Annotated in this window: 29 protein-coding genes; 7 read left to right on the top strand and 22 right to left on the bottom strand. The window is 50.2% G+C overall.

Annotated features, from left to right (window positions below):
* Nucleotides 1-4 precede the first annotated feature (4 nt).
* Nucleotides 5-685 (top strand): response regulator transcription factor, encoded by a 681-nt coding sequence (locus FH755_RS07960; RefSeq protein ID WP_292440348.1) that lies wholly within the window; start codon nt 5-7, stop codon nt 683-685.
* Nucleotides 675-2,024 (top strand): ATP-binding protein, encoded by a 1,350-nt coding sequence (locus FH755_RS07955; RefSeq protein WP_292440346.1) that lies wholly within the window; start codon nt 675-677, stop codon nt 2,022-2,024. Before FH755_RS07960 ends, FH755_RS07955 begins: the two co-directional genes overlap by 11 nt.
* Here the strand turns inward: FH755_RS07955 and yjgA are convergent.
* From yjgA to FH755_RS07930, 5 genes are read right to left on the bottom strand one after another with little or no spacing between them, the layout of a single operon-like run.
* Nucleotides 2,018-2,548 carry a ribosome biogenesis factor YjgA gene (gene yjgA, locus FH755_RS07950; RefSeq protein ID WP_292440344.1) on the bottom strand — a complete coding sequence of 177 codons (531 nt, stop codon included), beginning with the start codon at nt 2,546-2,548 and terminating at the stop codon, nt 2,018-2,020. The two genes, FH755_RS07955 and yjgA, sit on opposite strands and share 7 nt — an antisense overlap.
* Nucleotides 2,549-2,550: 2 nt before the next feature.
* Entirely contained in the window at nt 2,551-2,967 is a 417-nt protein-coding gene (locus tag FH755_RS07945) for a secondary thiamine-phosphate synthase enzyme YjbQ (protein WP_292440342.1), read from the bottom strand.
* On the bottom strand, nt 2,964-4,013 hold the full coding sequence (locus tag FH755_RS07940; protein WP_292440341.1) for a glycosyl transferase: 1,050 nt from the start codon (nt 4,011-4,013) through the stop codon (nt 2,964-2,966). The genes FH755_RS07945 and FH755_RS07940 overlap by 4 nt, the downstream gene beginning before the upstream one ends.
* A 3-nt stretch (nt 4,014-4,016) precedes the next feature.
* The gene (ligA, locus tag FH755_RS07935) at nt 4,017-6,035 is read right to left on the bottom strand and encodes an NAD-dependent DNA ligase LigA (RefSeq protein WP_292440339.1); all 2,019 of its coding nucleotides are present in this window, start codon (nt 6,033-6,035) and stop codon (nt 4,017-4,019) included.
* Nucleotides 6,019-6,804, bottom strand: coding sequence for a cell division protein ZipA C-terminal FtsZ-binding domain-containing protein (locus tag FH755_RS07930; protein ID WP_292440336.1), 786 nt, complete (start codon nt 6,802-6,804; stop codon nt 6,019-6,021). Before FH755_RS07930 ends, ligA begins: the two co-directional genes overlap by 17 nt.
* Nucleotides 6,805-6,862: 58 nt before the next feature.
* Here FH755_RS07930 and queF point away from each other — a divergent pair, with 58 nt between their 5' ends.
* The gene (gene queF, locus FH755_RS07925; RefSeq protein WP_292440334.1) at nt 6,863-7,252 is read left to right on the top strand and encodes a preQ(1) synthase; all 390 of its coding nucleotides are present in this window, start codon (nt 6,863-6,865) and stop codon (nt 7,250-7,252) included.
* Nucleotides 7,253-7,536: 284 nt separating this feature from the next.
* Nucleotides 7,537-8,271 carry a sulfate transporter CysZ gene (cysZ, locus tag FH755_RS07920; protein WP_292440332.1) on the top strand — a complete coding sequence of 245 codons (735 nt, stop codon included), beginning with the start codon at nt 7,537-7,539 and terminating at the stop codon, nt 8,269-8,271.
* Here cysZ and FH755_RS07915 read toward each other — a convergent pair whose 3' ends face one another.
* Together FH755_RS07915 and FH755_RS07910 are read right to left on the bottom strand one after the other, a co-directional pair.
* Complete coding sequence (locus FH755_RS07915) at nt 8,272-8,472, bottom strand: (2Fe-2S)-binding protein (RefSeq protein WP_292440329.1); 201 nt, start codon at nt 8,470-8,472, stop codon at nt 8,272-8,274.
* A gap of 109 nt (nt 8,473-8,581) precedes the next feature.
* Nucleotides 8,582-9,196, bottom strand: a complete 615-nt coding sequence (locus tag FH755_RS07910; RefSeq protein WP_292440326.1) for a LysE family translocator — start codon at nt 9,194-9,196, stop codon at nt 8,582-8,584.
* Nucleotides 9,197-9,361: 165 nt separating this feature from the next.
* Here FH755_RS07910 and FH755_RS07905 point away from each other — a divergent pair, with 165 nt between their 5' ends.
* Nucleotides 9,362-11,032, top strand: coding sequence for a glycoside hydrolase family 76 protein (locus FH755_RS07905; RefSeq protein ID WP_292440324.1), 1,671 nt, complete (start codon nt 9,362-9,364; stop codon nt 11,030-11,032).
* 57 nt (nt 11,033-11,089) lie between these two features.
* Here the strand turns inward: FH755_RS07905 and FH755_RS07900 are convergent, their stop codons facing one another.
* From FH755_RS07900 to FH755_RS07855, 10 genes are all read right to left on the bottom strand, one after another.
* A complete protein-coding gene (locus tag FH755_RS07900) occupies nt 11,090-11,314 on the bottom strand; it encodes a hypothetical protein (protein ID WP_292440322.1) in 225 nt (74 codons plus the stop codon).
* A gap of 116 nt (nt 11,315-11,430) precedes the next feature.
* A complete protein-coding gene (locus tag FH755_RS07895; protein ID WP_292440319.1) occupies nt 11,431-11,580 on the bottom strand; it encodes a DUF3096 domain-containing protein in 150 nt (49 codons plus the stop codon).
* Between the two features lie 70 nt (nt 11,581-11,650).
* On the bottom strand, nt 11,651-12,007 hold the full coding sequence (locus FH755_RS07890; RefSeq protein ID WP_292440316.1) for a DUF202 domain-containing protein: 357 nt from the start codon (nt 12,005-12,007) through the stop codon (nt 11,651-11,653).
* Nucleotides 12,008-12,120: 113 nt separating this feature from the next.
* Entirely contained in the window at nt 12,121-12,249 is a 129-nt protein-coding gene (locus FH755_RS07885; protein ID WP_292440313.1) for a hypothetical protein, read from the bottom strand.
* Nucleotides 12,250-12,351: 102 nt separating this feature from the next.
* A complete protein-coding gene (locus FH755_RS07880; RefSeq protein ID WP_292440310.1) occupies nt 12,352-12,894 on the bottom strand; it encodes a cytochrome b/b6 domain-containing protein in 543 nt (180 codons plus the stop codon).
* Between the two features lie 39 nt (nt 12,895-12,933).
* Nucleotides 12,934-13,485 carry a hypothetical protein gene (locus tag FH755_RS07875; protein ID WP_292440308.1) on the bottom strand — a complete coding sequence of 184 codons (552 nt, stop codon included), beginning with the start codon at nt 13,483-13,485 and terminating at the stop codon, nt 12,934-12,936.
* Between the two features lie 230 nt (nt 13,486-13,715).
* Nucleotides 13,716-14,432, bottom strand: a complete 717-nt coding sequence (locus tag FH755_RS07870) for a divalent cation transporter (protein ID WP_292440305.1) — start codon at nt 14,430-14,432, stop codon at nt 13,716-13,718.
* A 74-nt stretch (nt 14,433-14,506) separates the two neighbouring features.
* Nucleotides 14,507-15,952: an Nramp family divalent metal transporter gene (locus FH755_RS07865; RefSeq protein ID WP_292440303.1), complete on the bottom strand. Its 1,446-nt coding sequence runs from the start codon at nt 15,950-15,952 to the stop codon at nt 14,507-14,509.
* A gap of 142 nt (nt 15,953-16,094) precedes the next feature.
* Entirely contained in the window at nt 16,095-16,694 is a 600-nt protein-coding gene (locus FH755_RS07860; RefSeq protein WP_292440302.1) for a hypothetical protein, read from the bottom strand.
* A gap of 66 nt (nt 16,695-16,760) precedes the next feature.
* A complete protein-coding gene (locus FH755_RS07855; protein ID WP_292440300.1) occupies nt 16,761-17,618 on the bottom strand; it encodes a phosphatase PAP2 family protein in 858 nt (285 codons plus the stop codon).
* 313 nt (nt 17,619-17,931) lie between these two features.
* Here FH755_RS07855 and FH755_RS07850 point away from each other — a divergent pair, with 313 nt between their 5' ends.
* Nucleotides 17,932-18,366, top strand: a complete 435-nt coding sequence (locus tag FH755_RS07850) for a heme-binding protein (RefSeq protein WP_292440297.1) — start codon at nt 17,932-17,934, stop codon at nt 18,364-18,366.
* 140 nt (nt 18,367-18,506) lie between these two features.
* On the opposite strand, the gene FH755_RS07845 is transcribed toward FH755_RS07850, so the two are convergent.
* The 5 genes from FH755_RS07845 to FH755_RS07825 all read right to left on the bottom strand — a co-directional run bounded on the left by FH755_RS07845 (nt 18,507) and on the right by FH755_RS07825 (nt 24,627).
* Complete coding sequence (locus tag FH755_RS07845; RefSeq protein ID WP_292440295.1) at nt 18,507-19,172, bottom strand: hypothetical protein; 666 nt, start codon at nt 19,170-19,172, stop codon at nt 18,507-18,509.
* Nucleotides 19,173-19,492: 320 nt separating this feature from the next.
* Nucleotides 19,493-20,047 carry a DUF305 domain-containing protein gene (locus FH755_RS07840; protein ID WP_292440292.1) on the bottom strand — a complete coding sequence of 185 codons (555 nt, stop codon included), beginning with the start codon at nt 20,045-20,047 and terminating at the stop codon, nt 19,493-19,495.
* A 252-nt stretch (nt 20,048-20,299) separates the two neighbouring features.
* Nucleotides 20,300-22,000 carry a diguanylate cyclase gene (locus tag FH755_RS07835; RefSeq protein WP_292440290.1) on the bottom strand — a complete coding sequence of 567 codons (1,701 nt, stop codon included), beginning with the start codon at nt 21,998-22,000 and terminating at the stop codon, nt 20,300-20,302.
* Nucleotides 22,001-22,148: 148 nt separating this feature from the next.
* Nucleotides 22,149-23,171, bottom strand: coding sequence for an acyltransferase (locus FH755_RS07830; RefSeq protein WP_292440287.1), 1,023 nt, complete (start codon nt 23,169-23,171; stop codon nt 22,149-22,151).
* 280 nt (nt 23,172-23,451) lie between these two features.
* A complete protein-coding gene (locus tag FH755_RS07825) occupies nt 23,452-24,627 on the bottom strand; it encodes a pyridoxal phosphate-dependent aminotransferase (RefSeq protein ID WP_292440285.1) in 1,176 nt (391 codons plus the stop codon).
* Nucleotides 24,628-25,056: 429 nt separating this feature from the next.
* On the opposite strand from FH755_RS07825, the gene dksA reads away from it, so the two are divergent.
* Complete coding sequence (gene dksA, locus FH755_RS07820) at nt 25,057-25,479, top strand: RNA polymerase-binding protein DksA (protein ID WP_292440282.1); 423 nt, start codon at nt 25,057-25,059, stop codon at nt 25,477-25,479.
* Nucleotides 25,480-25,679 lie beyond the last annotated feature (200 nt).

Here is a 25,679-nt window from a genome sequence, read left to right as displayed (position 1 = left end):
CAGCATGCGCGTTCTACTGATAGAAGACGAAATCCATCTGCGTGAGCAAATCACGCGTCAGCTTAATGACCAGAACCTGACTGTAGATGCCGTAGCCGACGGTGAAGAGGGGCTGTTTATGGGTAGTGAATATGCCTACGATGTTGCAATCATCGATCTGGGCCTGCCCAAACTCTCCGGTATCGAAGTCATTCAGCAACTCCGCCAGAAAGGGCTGGATTATCCGATACTGATTCTTACCGCCCGCGGCCGCTGGCAGGATAAGGTTGAGGGGCTGGAATCCGGCGCCGACGATTACCTGGTGAAACCCTTCCATTTTGAAGAACTGCTGGCCCGGCTGAATGCACTGGCGAGACGCGCTTCTGGCTGGGCCAACTCAACAATCTGCTGCGGCCCCATCTGTCTCAATCCCGGCACCCAGCAAGTGACCAAGAACGACGCAGCAATTGACCTCACTGCTTACGAATATCGCCTGTTGCATTACCTCATGCTGCATGCCGGGGAAGTTATTTCCAAAACGGAACTGACCGATCATATTTACGAACTGGATCAGGACCGTGACAGTAATGTGATTGAGGTGTTTGTGAAACGCCTGCGCAGTAAACTGGATCCGGAAAAACAATTGAACCCGATTGAGACCCTGCGTGGTCGCGGCTACCGGCTGAATCTGCCCCGTGGTCAATAAACTCTCCTTATCCAACCGGCTGTTGATCGCGGTCAGCCTGGTGCTGACCGCTTTTCTGGGCCTGTCTGCGGTAAGCCTTAACAATGCTTTCGAAAGCAGCGCTGAACACGAGCAGAAGAAACGCCTCAAAAACTATGTCTACACCCTGCTGACCGCAGCCGAACTGAATCAACAGGGTGAACTGGTGATGTCAGCAGATCTGGCGGAACCCAAGTTTTCCATTCCCAACTCGGGCCTGTATGCACAAATCACCAATGAGGGTGACATTGTCTGGCAATCACCTTCCGCGATCGGACATTTTCTGGCACTGCCATTCAATCCGGGGCCGTCCAACGAGGAATACCATATCGTTGAAATGGAAACCGGCATGACTTTGTTGAATCTGGCGTTTGGCATTGTCTGGGAGACTGACAACGGTGAGGAAATCGCCTATACCATCAATGTCGCTGAAGATATGCAGGCATTACAGGAACAGACTGCCAGCTTTCAGCGCAGTCTCTGGTATTGGCTGGGCGGTACCGGTCTGATGCTGCTGATCGCACAGTGGATTATCCTGCGCTGGAGTTTGCGCCCACTGCATGATGTGGCAATAGATTTACATGCAATTGAGACCGGTGAACACCGCCGTCTCAACGATGAATATCCCAAAGAGCTGCAACAGCTCACCTATCGAATCAATGCCCTGCTCGACCACGAGGAATCACGCCGGCAACGCTATAAAAACTCACTGGCCGATCTGGCACATAGCCTCAAAACACCGCTATCGGTATTTCGTGGTGAGCTGGAAAACAGTGACAGCATGCAGCAACTGCGTAAAACCGGTTATGAACAACTGGATCGCATCAGTACCCTGGTGGATTACCAGTTACAGCGCGCGTCGACCGAAGGCAAGAGCAGCCTGCTGGCACCGGTATCGCTTGGCGAAATTATCTATAAAATCATCGGCAGCCTGGATAAAGTCTATCAGAGCAAGCAGATCCGCGCTCAGTGCGAAATTGAGCGGGATGCCTATATTCATGCCGATGAAGGTGATATGTATGAGTTACTCGGCAACCTGCTGGAAAACGCCTACAAATACTGTAAAAAACAGGTACATATCATTGTCACCACATTGAACGGTAATGTCCGGATCCGTGTCGAGGACGATGGCAGTGGCATCCCTGCTCGGGCCGAGGGGTTTGTGATTAAACGTGGCCACCGAATTGATACCCAGGCCGAGGGCCAGGGTCTTGGACTGGCCATTGTCAGCGATATCATTGTCGCTTATGAGGGCAATATCAATCTGGAACGCTCACGCCTTGGCGGCGCGAGCTTCGTGATTGAACTGCCGCGTCAATGATTTTGCTGTAGCTCCTGCAGATACTGGAACACCTGTCTGGCCGATTTCGGCGGCTTGTCCTGCCTGGCTTCCCGTACCGCATTCCTGACCAGCTGTCTGACATGCTGCACATCAAAAGCCTCAAACTCAGCGATCAGCTCGCCATAAACATCATCATCGCCGGCCAGCAAACGGTCACGCCAGCTTTCCAGCTGATGAAACTGCTTCACTTGTCCCTGATGCGGCTGTTTTAACTGCGCCAGTTGCCTTTCAATCGATTCATGATCCGTAGCTGCAATCAGACCACCGATAAAACCGGTCTGGCGTTTAAGCGCGCCCTTGCTCATTGACTGTGCATCCCGGATCGCCTCACGCAGATCTTCCGGTAAATCGAGCTTATCCATATCCTTTTTTGGCAATGATATCAATTCCTTGCCAAGATCTCTTAAAGCCTGTAGTTCCTTTTTGACCTGGGTTTTACTTTTCTCATCATCCCAGTCCTGCGGCCAGTTATTATCATCAGCACCCTTGTCGAATTCACTCATGATTATTCGCCCTGCACCGTGACGATCACGCGGCGGCGCTGGGGATGGGTCCGGTGCTCCCACAGATAAATCCCCTGCCAGACACCAAGATCGCACTGCCCACCACTGACTGGTACTGTCAGATCCGGATTGGTCAGTACTGTTCTGACATGGGCACTCATATCATCCGGGCCCTCATCCTGATGGCGAAACATCGGATCGCCGTCCGGCACAATATGTTGCATAAAAGTTTCCAGGTCATGGCGAACGTCAGGATCGGCATTTTCACAGAGCATCAGGGATGCACTGGTGTGCTGCACAAAAATATGACAGGTGCCGGTTTTGATACCGGATTCAGCCACCAGTTGCTGAACATCACGGCTAATGTTGCTGGTACCGCGACCGCTGTTGTTGTATGTCAGAGTCTGTTGATAAATCATGATTGAATTGCAGCCTCAAAATGTGCTTTGGCTTTACCGCTATTAATGATGTCGCGGACATGGTCTGCCGCTTGACGCTGGGATGGCTGCAGCCCGGTATGCCACAGCGCAATTGCAGCACCATACACCAGGCTGTCGTAGGCCGGTCCGCGCTGCCCTTTCAAGGCCTGCATGCCCTCATCCAGCGTTCTTTCTGCCGTGACGTCATCATCATCCACTTTAACACCGCGGGTGTCCTGCTCGATACCAAAATCGGCGGGATCCAGGCGACACTCCTGCATCTCGGCATTGAGCATACGATGATTATTGGAAGCTTCACGTAAGGTCGGAACGATACCACCTTCCAGCCCCCGGGCAATAAACGCCGAATGATAACCGAAAGCAGCCGCCAGCCAGCCCAGAATGGCGGGGTATTCCTTGTGCACAAAGCCGATAGCGAGATGTGTTCTGGTTTTGGCCTTAACAGGCATGACCATTTTTTCCAGTGTCGCGATACTCGGCCGTTTTATCATCTGTGTGCGTAATGCCTGCAAGGCATAAACCAGCGGGCTGGCAGCGGATTGATCGAGGTATGCCCAGCCGATATCCGCATTATTCACTGCTTTGGCCGCTTCCGGCACCGGCATGATGTTGTTATAGCCGGCCAGTTTCAGCACCTGGGCATGGGTCACGCCGAACTTGGGTCCCATTTCAAACACCCCTTGCGACACAGCAGGCAGACCAGAAGCTGCAAGCACAGCGGGCAGAAATGCGGTGACCGGACAATGACGATTAAAGCCATTAAATGGATCGGCAAAAATCAATAAATCCTCAACCTCGGCTTCCCGCTGCTCGGTCTTGGCCTGTAACGCCTGCAGAATACCGAGGTTTTCCTCATTGGTTTCACGTTTCATGCGCATGGCAATAAAGAAAATCGCCGCTCTTACCGGATCGGCTTCACCTGACAGGATTTCCATGGTGGCGGCATAGGCCTCCTCCCGGCTCAGATCCTTGCTCAAATGCGGACCGGTCGCGACTTTCTTAATTGCATCAGCAACAGCTGTCATAAATTATTCCTGTGTTAACCATTCAATCAGGGTGTCTTCACCAACAACCGGAATACCCAGCGATTCCGCCTTGGTCAGCTTGGAACCGGCTTCGGCCCCGGCCACTACATAATCGGTTTTTTTCGACACGCTGCCGGCGACTTTTGCCCCAAGCGCGAGCAGCTTTTCTTTTGCTTCACTGCGTGACATTTTGTCCAGTGTGCCGGTCAGCACAATGGTTTTACCACTGAGCGCCGAGCTGGCACCGGCCTGTTCTTCCCGGGGCCACTGCACACCAACTTCCAGCAAACGCTCGATGACCTCACGGTTGTGTTCCTGCTGGAAAAAGGTCTCGATATGATGAGCTACGACCGGACCAACATCTTCAATCTCGACCAGGGATTCTTCATCGGCCTGCATTAATGAATCCAGATCACTGAAATGCATCGCGAGTGAACGTGCGGTGGCTTCACCGACCTCACGGATGCCCAAAGCATATAAAAAGCGCGGGAAACGGGTTTGCTTCGCTTTCTGCAGTGCATTGACCAGGTTTTCAGCCGACTTCTGCCCCATTCTTTCCAGACCGGCAATTTCTTCAGCAGTCAGCAGAAACAGATCGGCCGGGTTTTTAATCATGCCACTGTCGACCATCTGTTCGACCAGCTTATCACCGAGACCGTCAATATCCATCGCTTTGCGGGAAGCAAAATGTTTGATCGCTTCTTTGCGCTGTGCCGCGCAAAACAGACCGCCGCTACAGCGCGATACCGCTTCACCATCTCCCCGTTCAACATCAGAGCCGCAAATCGGACATGCCGTCGGCATGATGAACTCACGGACATTAGCGGGTCGTTTTGATTCAATGACTTTCACAATTTCCGGGATGACATCACCGGCGCGGCGTACAATTACCGTATCGCCGATTCGCACATCTTTACGGCGAATTTCATCTTCATTATGCAGGGTCGCATTGGAGACGGTAACGCCACCCACAAACACCGGCTTCAGTCTTGCTACTGGTGTTAACGCGCCGGTGCGGCCGACCTGAACTTCGATGTCCTCGACCACCGTCATTTCTTCCTGCGCCGGATACTTATAGGCGATAGCCCAGCGTGGAGCGCGGGAAACAAAGCCCAGTCTTTCCTGTAATGCCGTGCTGTCGACTTTGAACACCACGCCATCAATATCGTACGGCAGCGAGGCGCGGCGCTCTCCCAGCCAGTTGATATAATCCTGGCATGCATCCAACCCGGTCAGGGTTCTGAGCTCAGGTGAAACACGGCAACCCATTTTTTCAATCAGGCGCATGGCCGCTGAGTGGCTTTCCGGTCTTTCCATACCTTCAAGATAACCAATGCCATAGCAATAAATATCGAGGGGACGTTTTGCGGTAATGCGTGAATCCAGCTGACGCAAAGAACCCGCTGCGGCATTTCTCGGATTCACAAAAGCTTTTTTGTTATTTTCCAGCTGGCTTTTGTTAAGTTTTTCAAAGCCCGCTTTAGGCATAAAAATCTCGCCACGAACTTCAATTACCGCCGGGATATTATCGCCCAGTAATTTCAACGGCACCGACTTGATCGTGCGGACATTGGCAGTGACGTCTTCTCCCCGACTGCCATCACCCCGCGTCGCCGCCTGAACCAGTAACCCATTTTCATAACGGATACTGATGGCGAGGCCATCCAGTTTGGGCTCTGCCGCATAGGTCTGCGGTTCGTCGGTATTGAGCCAGTCCCGTACCCGTTTATCAAAGGCGGTCAGTTCATCCTGATCAAAAACATTATCGAGGGAAAGCATCGGCATCGCATGCTCAACCTCGGCAAATTTCTGCAGCACCTCGCCGCCCACGCGCTGGGTTGGGGAATCAGCCGTCAGTAGTTCCGGATAAGCTTGTTCCAGCTCCTGCAGTTCGCGAAACAGCCGGTCATATTCGGCATCCGGCACTTCAGGGTTATCAGCAACGTAATAGAGGTAGTTATAGTGATTAATGAGCTCGCGCAACTCTGCAGCGCGCTGCTCATTCTCAGTTGAAGTAGTCATTCGAAAATTGGTCGCTTTCTGCCTGTGCTGACATCTGATAATTGAGAATTTTGCTGCGGGTGGCTTCCAGCGCTTCGTCACTGACTGGTTGTCTGGACTCATCACAAAGAATGCCACCAAGCTGGTCATTGATGCCGCGGGCGGTATCCAGCAAATCATCAAACAGAGCCAGCCCGTTCACCGGACCGGGAAGGCGGGTGAAAATTAACAGACCCGGGGTAGTCATCGATACAAATTTGTCTGGCAACAGGGTGCCCGGGTCAAGAATATTAGCGACACTGAACAGGATCTGTTTGCGTGAACCGGCAACATGTTTATGAAAAATCTGCATATCACCAAAGTGCAGATCATGTTTTTCCAGTGCTGCTTTCACCGCACGACCAGTGAATGCCCGCCCCTCAGGGGCCATGATAGTAAAGGCCACCACCATTTCCCAGTCGGGTTTATCTTCAGGCGTTTCATCGACCTGCGTCGCTGAGCCGGACTCGTCCATGGTTGGCGGAGGCTCATCGAACAAATCCGGTTCGCGATCTGCGGTATCGCTGAGGCGATGTTTGTCTTTTTCAGCGCTTGAGTCGTCATCTTCATGCAACTCTTGCTCGAAAAGTGCGTCAAAGCGCTGCTGGAAAGAATCATCCTCGCGGGACTCATCAATTTCCAACTCTCTTTCGAAGGCTTTGGCCCGCTCCTGGCTGCGCTGATGTGCATACCAGCTGGTCGCGATAAAGGCGACGATGACAATGAGAGTGAGGACGATGATTTCTAACACTTAATTTAATCTTTTAGTTAAGAGATAATAGCCGTTTAACTTCAATTTGAGATTGTCCATGTCCACTCAACCAAGCAAACATCTGGAAACCTTTGATAACGCCACGCCCGAGCGTGATTATAGCATTCACATCGAGACACCTGAATTTACCTGTCTCTGCCCTAAAACCGGCCAGCCTGATTTTGCCACGATTAAGCTTGATTATGTACCCGATCAGAAATGCGTCGAGTTGAAATCATTCAAATTATATATGTGGTCTTATCGTGATGAAGGGGCTTTCCACGAAAAAGTAACCAACACAATTCTGAACGATCTGGTCGCGGCCTGCGACCCACGCTTTATGCGCGTGACCGGGATCTTCAATGTACGTGGTGGCGTTTATACGACCGTCGTCGCTGAGCACCGTAAAGAAGGCTGGGTCCCCCCCACACCGGTTCACCTGCCCTAATATCCAGCTAAACACCGCTTAATGGCTGTTCCGGCACCTGTTGGTGCCGGAACAGCTAATGATCAGATATAAACTGATTACATCATGCTTTCACAGCCATGATGACTTTTTCAAGCTTTCGACTTCCGTTAATGAGCAAACATCGCAAACCCCTGTGGCGCTTATATTTGTCTGTGGCAAACTAGGCATAGACTTTCGGAATGACTTGTTAACAGGGCCGGCTCATTTCACCGGCCTGTAATGCACTGATGGCAATTTACCACGCATAAATTTCAGAGGTAATCATGCAGAATATTGTCCGAGGCGCCCGCTATCTGCTCCAGGGATTTTCGCTTATTAATCAGCCCGGCGTGCGTCGGTTCGCCTATCTGCCAATGTTGATTAATACAGTCTTATTCAGCGTTGCTATCTGGTTCGGGATGTCGAATTTCGGCAGCTGGCTGGATGCGCTGATGCCGGACTGGCTGCCGACCTGGCTGGAAAGTGTGCTGACCTGGCTGATCTGGCCGCTGTTTGTATTGTTGCTGGTGATTATTGTGTTCTTCACCTTTTCAGTCGTAGCTAATATTCTTGCTGCGCCCTTTAACGGCATTCTGGCGGAGATGGTGGAAAAGAATGTGGCCGGCACTCCCCCTCCGGATATGCCCTGGTCACAGATGCTCAAAGACAGTCCCAAAATGATCTTCAATGAGCTGCGTAAGACCAGCTACCTGCTGCTGTGGGTTATTCCTTTATTTATTCTGTCGTGGATACCGGGCCTTAATCTGTTCGCCCCGGCCTTGTGGCTGTTGTTCACCAGTTGGACTTTAGCGCTGGATTATCATGATTATCCGATGGGTAACCATCAGCTGGATTTCCGTCAGCAGCGTAATATACTCAGAAACAACCGGGGACTGGCGCTGGGTTTCGGCGGTGCCACGATGCTGGCGACGATGATTCCGATCGTGAATTTTCTGGTGATTCCGGCTGCTGTGGCCGGTGCGACGGTACTGTATCTGGAAAATCTGAAACAAGCCTGATTAGAGCCTGGCTATCGCCTGGTCCAGAATGGATTCAATATCCCATTCACAGGAGCCGCAACCGGAGATCGCTCCGGTTTTACGGGAGATGGTATCGGGGTCGATGATGCCCTGTTCAACCAGACTCAGAATCTTGCCGCGGGTGGTGCCGCTGCAATCGCAGATTACTTCGTCCAGTTCGGCCTGATTATTTTCGGTCATAGTCACTGACACTGCAATAAATACCTATATTATCGCTTAACTGACCTGCTTTCTCATCTTCAGTTTCATTGAATAAACAATTCTGTGTACATTAATCAAAAGTTACGGCTCAGGCTTGTATCAACAGCCAGGCAGCAATGACAAAAAGTATGATGGCAAAAAGAAAGCGTAATTTGTCCAGTGATGTGAACGATAGTTTTTCACCCAGTTTAACTGCTGCCACGACATAAGCGAGTTTGCTTATCGCTACGCTGAGAATGGTAATGATGAGCAGAATAACCATATCGAACAGGGCTAAGCTCGACACTTCAACAAAAGCCGGCAAAATGGCCATATAAAACAAAATGGCTTTAACATCGGCCAGCGTCAGCATCAGTCCCGCTATAAATCCCTGCCATTCATTGCTGTAAACTGCCGATACAGATTGACCGGCTTTGTTCTGCTTTGGCCAAATAAGCCGAATGCCGAGATAAGCAAGGAAAACAGCGGCGATAGATCTCACTATAAACCAGTGATTTTCCAATAATGGGTAGATTGTCACCAGGCCTGACAATGCCAGCAGGAGCCAGATAACATCCCCGGCCACAATGCCCGCAGCCGTATACACACCGGAACGTAACCCCCTGGCCAGTGTTTCTGACGTGACCATCACCACACTCAATCCCGGTAACGCAGCCATAGAGATCAGAGCAAGGCATAGCCCCAGTAGTTCAATTGGATGCATCCTTTTACCCCTAGCTTGTGACAGGCTCTATCATAGCGACTTTTGTGATGTCAGCCACAGGCTGCCTCAATCCCCCATGCTAACTTGGTTCTGTAACGCTTTTGAATATTCTGTCATGAGCTGATTTAAGCGGTGCTAGAATCTGATCTCCTCAAGGAGGCGTCGATGAATAAGTATCCTTTTTTGTTCTGCGTTCTGCTGCTGTTATCAACATCGTCATTAGCTGATAGAAAGTTATTTGTACCGGATGTGTCTCACGACGTATTCCGTGATCAGGTTGTCGATTTTGTGTGGGCCGTCGCGCAAGAGCATATTCAGCAGGCACCACTGGCCGAGCTTAACCAGTTGGAACGGGACTGGGATAACCACTATCAACGTACCAACTGGCAAATTACTGTCAGCGCTTATCATCGTGGCGATCTGGTCGGTAAAGCAAGCGCCAATGGCAAAGATCTGACATCGACCCTGCGACAGGCCACTTTGAAAACAATGCAGGCCGGTGGGAAAGTTGATCCAGCCATTGTCGAGAATTACCGCTTCAAAATCGCGTTCGATTATCACCCGTCACGGCGTTACAGCATCATTGACTACAAAGGGCGTGGTGTCGAATCACTGGGTCATCGTGTGGCGGTGAGGTCATTAAATAACGAGGATATTCAAACTCAGATTGATGCCAGCCTCGCCTATTTGCTGCGCCAGCAGGATCCGGCGTTACATGGATTTTTTAAATTCTACAATGCTGATAAGGATGAAGCGGAAGATCTGCTGCGCACCACCTATTCCGCGACCGCACTCTACACACTGATCCGACTCAATGCATTACAGCCTGATCCCGATATTGAAGCCCGCTTTGCTGACATCGCCGACTTTCTTCTGGCCCGGCAATTAAAAACCGGGCCTCATGCCGGTGGTTTTGACTACGGATTCAACCCCGAAACCGGCAAAGGTACCTGCCGGATAGTGGTTGGCACCACGTCTAAAACCATTTTCACCCTGTTGCTGATGAATCAGCATGAACCGCAAAACCGGGTTTATCTGGATGCTGCCAAAGCGGCCGGGAACTGGTTACTGACAATGATCAAAGATGACGGCAACGTGATTCCGGTTGCCCGCTGCAAAGATGGCGCGTGGACACTCAAAGATAAGCAGTCATTTCTTTACACCGGTCAGGTGTTATCGGCTTTATCCCGGCTTTATGGGGTCACGGGCGACAGCCACTATCTTGATGGTGCACATAAGATTGCCGAGTTGTTACTCAGCGAGGTCGCTGAACAGGGGCCGCTGGTTGCCGACGACTACCGCCCGGCCAACTCGATATCATCCAGCTGGGTCATGATGTCTTTAATAGATCTGGCGAAAGTTGATCCGGCACCGGTCTACCGCAAAACGATTATTGAAATCGCGGATGTCTTGCTGCAGCGGCAGATTGTCAGTCACAGCGATTTATTCAGCCATGGCCGTTATCTGGATGCGATGACGACCAGTGGTAACGGCTGGATTAATGAAGTGATGGGTGAATGGTATAACTTCTGTTCACAACAACAGCTCACCGACTGTCAGCATTATCGTGAAGCCATGTGGCGAACCAGTCGCTGGCTGATACAAAATGCCTACAATCCACAAAACAGCTACGATATTGCCAATCCGGACCGCGCCCATGGCGGCATGATCACCAACTTTAATACCTGGACGGTCAGAACGGATGCTGTTTGTCACGCGCTCAACGGTCTGATAAGTCTGCTCGCGATAGAAGGCAACAACAAAAGAACACTGGTCAGTCTGCCGGAGCAGCCACTTCGTGAAATATTGCCTTTGCTAAGGGCGGGGAATGAATGAAAGAAAAAACGCCCCGGCATGATCGCGGGGCGCTTTTATTCAACTGAAGTGTTTTAATCAGGCCTGTTCGTCGAGAGTGACGAGCGTGTCAGCTTCCAGCTCCATAGTATCAATAATATTTTTTTCCATATTGCCGGTCACAAAGCCGTTAGCATCGGTTTCTATCGCCGTACCACTGAGGTTCACCCAGGTACCATCAGGTTTAGTGAAAGGTGAGTCGGCAACGATGACTGCTGGACTCAGAAAAGGAATCATCAAAGCGAAAAGCTTGGCGTGTCTCATGCATTTCCTCCTTATAAATAATTTGGATTTGCAAGTGACCCTCAGTGCCACAAGCACTGTCAACGGTCTCGACATAACTTAAGGCTGATTGCTCCTTTTTGTGACTAATCTCACATTTATGGTGTTATGTTGAGGTTACCGCCAAACAGTCCAACCAGCCCGATCAGAATCAGGTAAACAGCAACGATATAATTGAGCAAACGCGGTATCAGTAGTACCAGGATACCGGCGATCAGCGAGATAAGCGGCGTTAAAGAAATAGTCATATTTTCCTCCTTGTCTTATTTTGAGTGACTGAGTATGCCTCTCTCCTCTCAGCCGATGCAAGTGACTCGATCAGAAACGCAGGAATAACAGTAACAACAACATAATCAGGCCGGCCATGGCGACCAGCAGGTTCAGACCAAGACTGATGCCCACCCGGTAGCCGGCAGGACGCTCAACCTCTGAGAAAGAAGGTAGCAACCGGGAGAACTGAAACACCGCGATGACAATAGTCAGTACACCGAGCAGCATAAACACCATACCCAGCCAGAACAGCGTCAAATCGTGAATTGGGTTCACCTTCCCCAGGACTTTCAGCAATAAACCGGCACGTTCGACAACAAAACCAAACGCCATCAACACCATGCCGGTGCGCTGCCAGGCCAGCAAAGTGCGTTCAGCAGCGAAGAATACTCTCGGGTCCTCCATATAGTGCTCTCCTGATAGTCTGACTGTTCAACTTTCCGGGCTTTGCTGCGTCTGTACTTCAATGGCGGTGTCAGTATGAGACGATGTGACGGGATTCTGTTCCTCACCGTTTTCTAACCGATCAGACACCACTGATAACGGCACAAATCAGCCACTGCCTGGAACCAGAATACGGTTTTTTCTTCCAGACCGGCAAGCATCACCAGAAACCCGGGCAAGAAACCAAAAATCATTGCCAGCAAAGCTGGTTATCATTCGCCATCATCGACGCTGTCAGTTGCGTTTGTGACGGACAAAAAAAATGGGCCGCCAAAGCGACCCATTTTTCTTTATTTCTGGCACATTTACCAGCGCATCATACGACGCACAATACCGTCGTTGCGGAAAGCATGATAAATCGCTCCGCTGACGTGAACCGCGACGATACCGAGCAAGGCCCAGGCTGCATAGGTATGCAGTTCACCCCAGAACTCGTTCATTTCTTCATCCGGTGCCGCAATACGTGGAAACTCGATAGTCCACCACCACACGGTATCCCAGCGGGTATGCGCTGATGACATATAACCAGTGATACACACGGCCAGCACCAGACCATAAATCGCCACATGTGCCAGTATCGCAAGCCAATGCATCCAGCCGGTCATATGCGTCGAGTCCACCGGCGCCGGACGATGGCACAAACGCACATACAGCAGCATCAGAATAATAATAACCAGGGTGATACCGATATTTTTATGCAGTTGGAACGGGAAAGCCCGGAACTGCAATTCCGGTGATGGCAACGGTAGCCCCATCATCCACCAACTGGAAATGAATAAAAAGAAAATTGAAACAGCCAGCAACCAATGCAGGATTACCGCCGTTCTGTTAAAACCTTGTCTTTGCATAACAGCTTCCGTTTATAGTTCGTTGCAATGATTGAAGAATTAAGCTTCAGCTTCTGTGTGTCTGCCCGCCAGTGCACCGACGACTAGCATCAGATGCAGGACAAACCAGAGCAGAATGCCACCCAGATAGACTTCTCGAAGAGTCGGGCCGGTGTTTACCACAGCTGCAAACTGCAGCAGGTCAACGGCAGCCAGACCACTGAATACGGCCACAGCCGCTTTCGAAGCCCAGGGAGTGTAATTCACCAGTGCACCACCAATAATGATGGAGAGAAATGCCAGCACAGCACCGATACCGGCGAGTGTTATTTGTGCAGTGGGGAACCAGTCAGGGGCGGCCATTGCAATACCTTTGACGTGGTCAATCAGATATTCACATTCAGCGACAGTAATACCTTCTTCTTCAAGCTCTTCTTCAGGACAGTCTGCTTCAGGCATCACACCGCTGGCGGGCATGTTGTTGACGATTACAGACTGTTTCATTGCTTCGTTGCCATGAACGGCAGTTAGAAAAACCCCCAGCATGATAGCCACCACACCAAGGATGCTGGCCCACGATGGGGTATTGTTATTTAATCCTTCAGACACCATACAGCACCTGTCCTCTCGTTGTTATTGATGGATTTATCTCTCTCTTTGGCTGAAAGCTGCGACTGTCAGGCCCCTCACCTCTTGCAGCCATGTTTTCAACACAATTAACTAAGCTAACACAGCATAAATAGCTTAATCAAAAGCTTGTGACAGGCTTTAACCACTTTCGTTCATTCATGGCAACGTGCAATGTGAAGAGGACGCAGATTACTCCTGTGGCTGAGTTTGTTTTAGGGTGTTAACAGCATATGTCCAATCAAGCCCAGTAGAAAACCGCCAAGCGCAGCCAGTGGTGGCGCATAATGGTTTTTCAACCTGGCCTGCGGTGCAATATCCTGAAAGATAAGATAAAGAATACCGCCTGCAGCAAATACCATAATGCCAGCAATGACGGTTTTATACGCTGCCAGGAAAAAATGGCCGGTGAGACCGGCTAGCGGCCCAAGCAATGCCATTAACAGAAAAGCGATGATCAGATAGACAGGTCGATTGCGCGTTGATTCTGCCAACTCCCGGTAAGCATTAAAACCTTCAGGCAGATTCTGCAAAGCGATAATCAATGCCAGCAACAGGCCCGCCTCAGGAGAAACAGTAAACGTTGCCCCCATTGCCATTGCTTCAGGAATAAAGTCGGCCAGCATCGCAGCTAACTGACTGGCAGAGCTGCCTTTTGCAGCCAGAAATCTGTCGAGCATCATGAATGCCAGACCACCACCGGCAAAACAGACACAAACAGCCATGACAGGCAGATCCTTGATACCTTCCGGAATAAGAACCAGCGCCACTGCTGCCAATAAGGCACCGCCGCCAAAAGCAATCACCGCATGCCTGAATTCAGTCTCCAACCAACGCGGCTGGATACGTTCAATGCTCGCCAACGCCGCACCGGCAGGCATCATCATCCCCGCCATCAGCGTTAACAGGCTTAACTGAAGCCAGTCACTCATAAAGTGTTATTCCTGTTTCATCTGTCATAAATACCCTCGCCCGCGCGACTTAGCTGAAGCTAGCTCTGACATCACTAACTGCCTCCGCCTGTGTTAGCAAGCAAGTCCCAGACAAAAATCCCAGCAAAGCCCAGGTAAAACAGCCCGGCCGCGAACATACAGCTTGTCTCGAAGAAATTGGGTCTAATCTGTTCCGGTAGTCGGGTACGGTTGACATACAAAGCAGTCAACGCGATAAACGGCGTATGCAACGCAGCGATAATGCCTGATAGTGACATCACCTTGACCGGGTCTTTGAACAACATAACAATCACAATCGGTACGATCCCGGTAACGGTAGCAACGAAAAGTCTTTTCAGGTGCAGACGTTTAAATAATAAAAATCCTGTTTTAGCAACCAGAGTCTGGATAGCTTTTAAGACTTTGTTAAGCTCCCCTGCTTCCCGCTGATGCCGGGTAAGAATCAGGGTGATATCGGCAAAACTTCGCCCCCAGCCATCCTGGTTGGCCAGCACACTGCCTCCCAGGGCAATAATAATCGCCGCCAGTAACAGATACTCACCGGCCTGTCCCCACACATCTGAAAAAAGGCGGGTTAAATCCACTGCGACATCAGCCCCCTTGGGAACGGTGCCATCCGGCGCCAGCAGTTCGGTGCCAAGTATCAAAAAGGAACTGATCACAATCAAGCCGCCGACAACGCCCAATGTCGCTGCACCGGACATCACGCTAACCCAGCTTTTGGCCCGGTCAATTCTCGCCTGACGGGTTTGATCAAACTCGGTTTGGGTGGAACCGTCTGCTTGTTCGTCATCACGATCCAGTGTTTCAAGACCACCGCCGAATCCACGGGTAGCGGTCCAGTAACCGAACCAGACAATGCCCATCGAACCCGCCAGGATTGTCCCCACCCAGGGCAGAATAATATAGAGGTCAGGTTGCTCAGGCCAGGAAGGCTTCAGGCCCTTTGCAAGCTGGGCTAAGTCCGGTGAAACCACCACAGCTGACAGGATAACCATCGCCATCAGCATAATCGCCATGCTCCGGCTGAAACGCTCAATAATCAGATACTTGCCTGAGGCTACAAAGATCGTACTGACAACAATCAACAGGCAAGCATACAAACTCCCGCTTCCCGGTAAAACACTTTGCAGCGCGCTGCCCACAACGCCAGAAAGGCCGGCTATGCCGATACTGGCTGCCAATAACTGAGGCACAAAAATAAACCAGACCGCCCAGCCCTTCGGGCCGCCCAGAGTATACATACCCTCCAGCATGGTTTTCCCGCTGGCAATAGAGAATCTCGCCATCTCGCGAATCATGATCCACATGAAAAAAACGACGAGCAGTAACAGCCAAAACAGCTGATACTCATAAACCGCAGCTACACGTGGGGTGAATAGAATCGAACCGGTCCCCACAGCAGAAAGCATCCACAACAAACCCGGGCCATACCATCGCAATCTGGCCCAGGCACTGGGTACTTCAGGTGATTTCTGTCTGAATAGCAGCTGTCCCATACCGTTTCCGATGTTAGCTGAAATCAGCGGTTTCCTGCATCCTCCCGGTTTGAAAATAATGTCAGTGAATTCAGGGGGGTTCCAGCGTCTCTCTGAAACTTTAAGCAGCCTTCAGCCTGATAAAACCGATGCGGTATTGGCGCTAATTATCTACATGATCAGCGCTGAAAAAACGCTTTAATACAAGGTGAGACGGCAGGTAAACCAGCAATACAAGCGCCAGGAAAAACAAACATAAATAAACCAGTGGTGGCAGCAATTGCTGTGGCTGGCCCAGCCCGTAAACCCAGTTGATATTGTCTGACGGCGTTGTCAGAACAAAGGTCAGCGGCAACACGATCAGGGCAATTAAAATCTGTAACGGCAAGGCCCGCCTGTCATAGCCCAGCCGGTACAGCAAAAAAATCAATAAAGGCGGCAAAACCAGGTGAAAACTGCCTGACAACAACCTGATAAGCCAGGGCTCATCCTCAGCAAACATATACGCCGCGATCGTTATCAACTCACCACCACTGACAAAATCCACCACCCAGGCCAGCTCCAGAAACAAAACACTGACGGCCATGGTGCTGGATAACAGCCGGTTTTCCAGCCAGACAGCGGGAACAAGCGTGATGAGTGCGATATCAGAAAACCACAGGAAATTGCTGGGTCCCAACGCCTGCCAGTACACCGGCACAATAATACAGACCAGCAGTGTGTAGCCCGGTTTCAGCCAGCCTGGAACTGAGCTGGTTTGCATACGCTTACCCTATGTCTTTAATAAGTTCTATCGTTGACCGAATAAACAAATCGCCTGAGACAGGTTTTATCGGGCCCTTTGAGATTGCTCGGCAACCGCTATCCCAAGCAGTAACCAGAAGCTCCCAACCAGGAAGCCAGCCGCGACATCACTGGCATAATGCACACTCAATAACAGGCGGCTGAAACCTATCAGGCCTATTAATACCGCTGTCCAGTAGACCAGTTCAAACCGCTGACGGACTGTTTTCAGATCTCTGCTGATGATGTAGGCCATAAACCCGTAAACTGCCAGTGCGCTGGTAGCGTGTCCGCTGGGAAAAGATGGCGTCACCTCGACCAGTCCGGTGATTGATTCGGGTCGCTGACGCTGCAACAAAAATTTACCGGAATAAGTCATTAATTGCGAGCCAAACACTGTGAGCCAAAGCGGCGCGATCAGACGGGTACGCTGATGCGCCCAGAGCAAGCCGGTAGCGACAATTGCCACCGCCAGCAGCGCCGGTGAACCGCCCAGATCGGTTAGCCAGGCAAAGGTCGTGACAGCACTATCAGTTCTTATCACCGTGAGTTGGTCGTTGATCCAGTGATCAACTTGAATCAGCTCCTCGGCTTCCAGCAACTCTCCGACCAAACCACCGAACAGCGCCAGAAAATAGAGCATAAACAGCACAATCAAAGTCAATATCAACCCCGAAAAACGCCGGGTCGTGAATCGTGCCTGCAAAAGTTGACTGGTTTCCGGAAAAGAGGCGCTGAATCTCAGCCAGAGCCCGGCAACCCCTTTTTGCTGTTTCACCTCCGTCAGCAAAACCACAGAGCGCGCATACAAAGCCGATGAAATCTTCACGCCCCACCAGCACAACTGCCAGACCAGAATAATCAGCATAACCAGTGCGAATAAGGGCCAACAGGACGAGAACATCAATGCCTCCTCTAGTCTGCGAAGCCTGGTTTTATTGTGTCTGTCTTCTTATGCCTAAACAAATCCAATACCTCCGTTAGGCTGTGACTTGACATAAGACTCCTGGTGAAGCCCTGACGACAAGCTGTTTTTGTCATAGTTTGATCGCTATCAAAACAAAACCGACTGGTGTGTTGTCAGCTGTGGTGTCGAACGCTGAAAAAGATAAAGACTGACGATTTGAAGCAGAAGTCAGTACGTCCTGGCTGGATCGTTAACCCGGTTCGACAGCGTTATCGACATAACGATCCAGCCATTTATCAAGGAGGTCTCTATGCACGTTACATCAGAAGCAGCAAAAAAAGCGATCGACGGTGCGCTTGAGAAAGCCGAGTCAACGGAAACCCGAATGTGTATTGCCATTGTCGACTCGGGCGGCGCCCTGAAAGCTTTCTATCGTATGGATGATGCCTGGGTTGGCAGTATCGATATTGCTATAAAAAAAGCACAGACAGCATTGTATTTCGGCATGCCAAGTGGAGAAATTGGTCAACTGTCGCAGCCCGGTCAGCCTTTATATGGCATCGAACATTCCAATAACGGTCTGATCACCTTCCCCGGCGGTGTACCGATTGTTGACGAAGAAGGTTACATGTCGGGTGCAATCGGTGTCAGTGGCAGTTCTGTCGAAAACGATAATCTGGTGGCACGCGCTGGTGTCGAAACGATTGGGGTTTGCGATTTACCTGACCACCCGTGGAGAACCTGAGTTAACTGAACCGAAACGATCGGTTGTTTATCATTATTCATACGCTGCTGGTCATACTGCTTTCAACTGGCAGACGGCCAGCAGCTTTTTAATTTGTCTAAAGCAGCGACACCACTTATTGACAGATTTAGCAGATTGCTTCAGTCATTTACTTCCTTACCACCGGGTTGTCTCTGCGGTGGAGGTGATGGACGCGCCGGGCTTGCTATTAAATTGTGACAAAATGGATCGAATTCCATGCGATCTCTGGTCGGATTTTTATGCGGCCCGTTAGACGAACAGGCTAACCAATCTGATCGCAGCCCCAGAAGATAGTCCATACGCGCCCAGATTGTGCCGAAGTCGATCGCCATTGCCTCTGCAGGCGGCGTAAAAGGTCCCTGGGGCCGTTTAACCGCCGAAACAGGATAAACAACATGAGTAACGGGCTCAGCCCCCAGGACATAGGTGTCAGTTAAATACTGCCCCTGAATTTGCACACAAACATTCACACCGGCGGCGTCAGGTCGAGTAGTGATTAGCCAAAATTCGTCAACAACACCGAAATATGCCACAAGGAAAAGATAGAACCAGCTATCACTGCGAATTTTGGCTGTGAGTGTATGCCTGGACTTACTGACTTCCACATCGCTCTTCCAGCTCAGTTTTAGCAAACTTTCTGCTACATCCAGTAGTTGCTGTTGACTGATTTCAGAGTATGTCCGGGTCCTTTCCGATAATTGCTCCTGATCAGACCAGCAGCTATGTTTAGGAGGTAATGAACGAGCTACGGTACCGCATCCTGACAGGAAGATCAGCAGCATCACAACAGTTGCGATTTTAGCTTGCGAACAGCTTAATTTCTTAACGGCCAGGGCGGGAGATAATATGTATCGACTAATGTGCCACACAATGTTGAACCCTACCCAAGACCTGCAAGCAAAGTCTATATGACTGAAGTTTGACTATACTCCAAGCGAGGGTAATGCGTATCAACATCTTGATGTGTCCAGTGTGGCCGCCCCCATAAAGAACCTGAATTAACTGAACCAGGTCTGTACTGACCATCAATACCTGTTGTTTGCTGCTTTTTTTGTTAAGCCAGATTTAGCTCTGGAGCTGGAAAATTTGTCTCAGGCTCAGATACCTACTCCACCGCTTTTCTGATTTTTGGCAACATCTCCTCGGTCACTTCCGCAGCGCGTGGCGGAAGGGGCTTACCAGCACGTTCGCCATTTTGAGCAATGTCGTCTATGAGTCGTTTCATAACTTCAATTTCTCTTACCTGAGCCTCGATAATTTCATCAGCCAGCTCACGTACTCGGGGATCGCTTATCTCGGCTTTGCGTGCATTGTTAATGGCAATTGAATGGTGTGGAATCATCGATTTCATAAAGTGGATATCCTCTATCAACAGTTGAGATCTGTTTCCCCATAACATGCCCGCACCGGCAATCGCAGCAATAACAAGAATCAGGATTTTGCTGCTCAAGCCCTGATACATGGACCACATAAAACTGAGCATGACAATCGTCATCACACAACCGATCACCAACGATGCTACCAGGCGGTTGAGACTCAGAAAGGCATGGTCATAAGAGAAAACCAGTTGATACATCAGGAAAAACATGATGACAACTGAAGTCAGAATCATGGCGGAGAAGCGTCCCCACCCCATGTGCATGCGCTGATTATGTTCCATAATGGTTTCTCCTTTCTTCAGTTGTAAATGGGATCACACACCCCGGCTGGAACTCAAAAAGAAAGTATGAAATTTAGCTTGTGACGGAAAACCTTTCCTACGCTTAACTGGCTTGATTGTTTGCATCCAGAACTAAACCCGTCTCAGTCAGGTTTGTTGTCTGCAACAGCAATAAGACAGCAATGATCCGGCTAGCGCGTTACGCGCAATAGCTGCAGATGCCTGGTAGAAAATTCCGCCGGACCCATCAGCTTATTGATTACTATCCACTTCTGAATTGTTTTTTTCTGTGACTTTCGTCAGTTCAATGGCAGACGAGACGCGATTACGACCATGGCGTTTAGATAGATAGAGGGCTGCATCGGCCGTGCTGATAACACCTTCCCAGCTCTCGCCATGTTCTGGAAAAGTCGCCACGCCCCAGGAGGCCGTGATAGAGGGAATCGACGTGACTGCAGAATCGATTTCCAGTTTTTGCGTGCTGCGGCACAGCAATTCAGCCCGCTCCAGAGCCTGTTCATGTGTCGCACCAGTCAGCAGAATAAGAAACTCTTCACCACCGTAACGACAAACCACATCCTCACCTCTGACATGGCTCTGCAAGTGGCTGGCAAAGGCTTTGATAACCGCATCACCAGCCTGATGACCATAATTATCATTGAATGATTTGAAATGGTCGATGTCTGTCATGACCACGCTGAAACTCCCACCGGATCGGCGGGCACGAATAAGCTCTCTGGCAATGCTCTCTTCCAGATAACGGCGATTAAACAGCTGCGTCATCGGATCACGGATACTGTGTTCGCGTAATGCCTCACGCAGGAAAATACCTGAAAGCGCGGCACTGATATGGTGGACCATAGCATCAGAACGCTCGCGCACGACCGGCAGCAACTCACTGTCTTCGATACGCAGATGCAACATGCCAATTGTCTCGCTCTGTGACACCAGCGGCATACACAGACTGGCTCTTGAGTCCTGGTTTAGATGGCGACAGCTCAACTCATTGGCCAGATCAGTGATTTCGTGCGGTTTACCTCGCCGCAGAGCCCAGCAGTCACGGGGCTCCATCATGTCTTCAAATGGTGACTCCCCAATGTTCCAACTGGTGGCCATATGCAGCAGGTTACGGGAACTACGCATGATGTAGAGTGCGCCACTGCACTCTGGAAACAAACGTTGCATGTAGTGACGGAAAAGCTCATGCGCTTCCGAAACAGTGGAACAGGACTGAAGATTACTACTGAACTCATTGATACTGGCAATTTCGTGGGTCTTATTGTGTACTTCATCCAGTAATTGCGCACTGCGCCCGGTGGCTTTTCTCACCACGCGGTAAGCCACACTTAACAGCAACAGATTGAGAACCGCCGCGCCCAGTAACAAGTGAATTCGCTGCCGCGAATTCTGTTCTGCCATCGATGCCCGCTGAGCAATAAAGCGACGTTCTTCTTCATTGATAAGCTGTGCAATATCCCTTAAAGCGTCCATCATCTGCTTGCCTTCCTGGCTCTGAATAGATTGACGCACCGCCTGAAGCCCCTCCTCGAAACTCATCGCCAGTTTCGATTCCAGCTGTGCGACTCTCATGCTAACCAGTTCCAGCAGGCGTGCAGTGTGATTGAACGGTGTCACAGGTAAAAACGAGTCAAGCCGTTCGAGTCTGGCCATTTCATCATTGAGCTTGGTCACCGTAGCCTGAACCTCTTCCTGATAGATGGGGTCACCACTCAGGAAATAGGCACGCTGGCTGGCTTCGGCCTGCACAACAGATCGAACAACGCTCTGCACCAGCACTATCTGTTGGTTACCCAGTGATGCCAGCTCGCGATTCTGCTCTTCTGTACGAGCCTGAAGGTATGCAAGCAAGGTCAGGACAAGGATGCTGAGTATCGTAATACCAAAAATGGCCAGTAAGGAGCGTTGTAATGTGTCGGTGTTTCTTAAAACCATCCACACAACTTAACGTGCAAGAAGCACAAATCCAAATGCATCTCGCATCAGTTATGTGTATATCACGCCTTATAAAAGATGATGTGAATGGTTGCGTTCTGGGTGATGTTGCTGCCAGATAGCGGTGACAGAATGCCTGGCGGGACTATCACCGAAACCCCAGCAACCTTGCTTGTCTGAAGCTCAGCAGCTGATTGGAAATGGAGATGTAGAGGCTACAAGACACAATGACGACAATAACCAAAAATAGCTGGTACAGCACCGTCATTTGCTGAAACTGCGGATAAAGGCGTGAAGTCAGCATGACAACTGCCTGCAACGCGAACAGATGAATCAGATAAATCGCAAACGACCTATCACCAAGCCGTTTGAGCACTGTTGACCGAATCCAGTTCTGATTTCTGAACAGGAAAATAATCAGGAAAAACGAATAAAGAAAGGATGAGGGTTTAACTGCTGTGGCTGCTTCCGCCGGCTGGTGAAAAGCTGCTATCAGTGCATAGGACTCAATACACGATAAAACGTAGAAAGTGATGATAAGCACTAACAATATTGGATTCGGGAATTTGATACTCGAACTGCCCAGATACATGCCCAAAACAAAAAACATTAACCAACTGAGAAAATTGCCGGCATAGAAAATCAGCGGCATCTCCATTCTGGTGAAATAACGCACATAAAATATGCCCAAGGTGATGCCAATGCTGATGAAGACGCTCAACAGCAAACCGTTACGATTAGCCAAACGGCCAAGAACAGGAAGCAGCAAGTAAAACTGAATGATTAAAGCAATAAAATAATAAGGACCGCTTGACTGAAACGTCACCACTTTAAACAACTCATCAAGCACAGGCTTGTTGTAAACCACGATGGCGATAGTGAACCAGCCTAAAGACCAGATGAGGGTAGGAATATAAACGCGTGGTATCTGCTTTTTTAGAAAGGCAAAATATTCGCCCGTATACTTAAACTGTTTCCTGACCAGAAAAAAACCGGAAATGGCTAGAAACAACGGCACGGCAAAATTCAGCAAATTGCGCCACAGCACAGTGAAATTAAAATTGATGCTGGCTACATCGAAACTGAGCCCTGTACCCGATGCATGGATTGCCACCACGCCAACTATGGCAATCGCACGTAAAATATCAAAATACGCAATTCTTTCAGACACCCTCTTCCCCTAACACTCGTCAAGCCAGGGACGATCGGCTGCCATAAGGTCAGCCCCAGCTCAACGTACACGAATGGATTAGCATGAGGGCGTGATCATAACTGGCCTGCCGTTCTGATGATGTGACCTGTCCGATGTTGATTCAGGTCAGGAGGTAGTCTAAGAGAAAGCAATGAGGCATCGGAGAATTAAGCTGGCTGACCTGGTTGGTTGATATGAATAGATTGCGGCTTCGGTTGCACCTCCTCGCAATGACATGAGTCCCCTGGATTGGAATAAATTATCGTAATGCCCGCCCTATCCGCTCCGCTGCTTCCAGCAACCGTTCTTCATTAGTGGTGTAGGCAAACCGGCAGTGTTTTTCAGCTTCGAAGTTGCCGAAGTCCAGGCCCGGTGTTACCGCCACACCCGCTTCTTTCAGCAGATAGCGTGACAGCGCCATACTGTCTGGGACCTTTTCATTCAGCAGCGCTGAGCAATCGGCGTAGAGGTAAAACGCCCCCTGGGGTTTAACGGCAAATCGAAAGCCCACCTGCTCCAGCGCTGGCAATAATGCATCGCGACGATGCTGCAGGGTTTGGCGGCGATGTTCGAGGATCTCCAGCGTGTCTGATTCAAATGCAGCCAGTGCGGCATATTGCGACATGGTGGGGGCAGCGAGATAAAGGTTTTGTGCCAGCCGGTCCATGATTTCGGTAAAGCCTTCCGGTACGACCAGCCAGCCCAGTCGCCAGCCTGTCATACCGAAAAACTTGGAGAAGCTGTTGATAACAAAAGCGTCCTGATCGACGGCTAATGCAGTTGGGGCCTCGAAATCATCATAGGTCAGACCGTGGTAGATTTCATCGACGATCAAACTGCCCTGCTGTTGTTTTACGGCGGCGGATAAGGCAGCAAGTTCAGTTTTATCTAAGACGGTGCCGGTTGGGTTTGACGGTGAAGCAACCAGGGCGATGCTGGTTTGCTCGTCCCAGTGTTCAGTAACATGTTGCGCGGTCAGTTGATAACGGCTCTCGGCAGTAACCGGCACGGCATTGACCTCGCCCTCAACAAAACGGGCGAAATGGCGGTTACAGGGATAGCCCGGATCGGCCAGCATGACTTTCTGGCCGTTTTCCAGCAAAGCGCCCATAACCAGCAGCAAGGCACCGGAGGCGCCGGGGGTAATGACAATACGTTCGGCTGAGACGGTCACGTCGTAATGCGTCTGGTACCAATCAGCAATGGCTTGTCTGAGTTCAGGCAGGCCAAGCGCCGGCGTGTAATGGGTTTTGGCCTGTTGCAGTGCCCTGATGCCGGCATCGATAATCGGCGTAGGCGTGTCAAAATCAGGCTCGCCGACTTCCATGTGAATAATATCGTGTCCCTGCGCTTGCAGGGCTTTGGCCTGGGCCAGAATATCCATGACATGAAAAGGCGATATCGCCTGTGCCCGTTTGCTGATTGGCCTGCTCATGTGTCTCCTTTAAAAATCTACGGTTTGTCGTTTTGGGTAACAGCAATCACCAGTGCTGAGTTTTAAGCCGATAAAGTCATGCTCCCAGCGGGCTTGATCTTAACCTTTTTCTGTGGCGTATGATGGAACCATAGGAGGTAGGAAACGATGCCTGATTTAGCGGCTGTGATGGATAACGATTTATCATACCTGCATACATTCCGAGCAGGCTTCTATACGCGCTGTTCTGATGCGCGGTTGCGAGCGCTTTGGCAGCCGACATGGCCAGTCTCGGCCAGAATGAGAACACCATCAAAAATTACCACTTTTAATTGCCTTATTAATGATTTCTGCTGTTCCAAATGAGATAAAATGAAATTTTAGTTTTGCACATGCGGGGGCGTTCTGGTATAGATTCGCCCTTGGTTTTAGAAAGTATGAGGTTTTAACATGGAAAACACTCAAGTCGACGCTAAGTTCACTCCTTACCAGGAGCAAGAAGGCGAAGAATATATGAACGACGCTCAGGTTGAGCATTTCCGTCACATTCTGCTGACATGGCGTGCCCAACTGCGTGAAGAAGTTGACCGTACTGTTCATCACATGCAGGACGAGGCAGCCAATTTCCCGGATCCGAATGACCGTGCTACTCAGGAAGAAGAATTTACCCTGGAGCTGCGTACCCGTGACCGTGAACGCAAGTTGATCAAGAAAATCGACGAATCGCTGGTTGACCTGGAAAAAGGTGACTACGGCTTTTGTGAGTCTTGCGGTACCGAAATCGGTATCCGTCGACTGGAAGCCCGTCCGACCGCCACACTCTGCATAGACTGTAAAACCCTGGACGAAATCAGAGAGAAAAACCGCGTTTGATGCCAACTCGGCACAAGTTTCTTGGCAGAGAGCTGCTTTAGAACCTCATACGCCAATTAAAAGCCCTGCAATGTGAAGTGACCCCCAATAGTTGGACATTCCAATTACTGGGGGTCTTTTTATGTCCAAACATCATAGAGCGTTCAAGCTTGAGTTAGCTAAACGTGCTGAAAACGAAAGCTCACGACATCTAAGTCGTC

This window comes from Methylophaga sp. (assembly GCF_009711715.1).
Taxonomy (GTDB): domain Bacteria; phylum Pseudomonadota; class Gammaproteobacteria; order Nitrosococcales; family Methylophagaceae; genus Methylophaga.
Note: the sequence above shows the minus strand (reverse complement) of the source record. Positions and strands in the feature narration are given on the sequence as shown.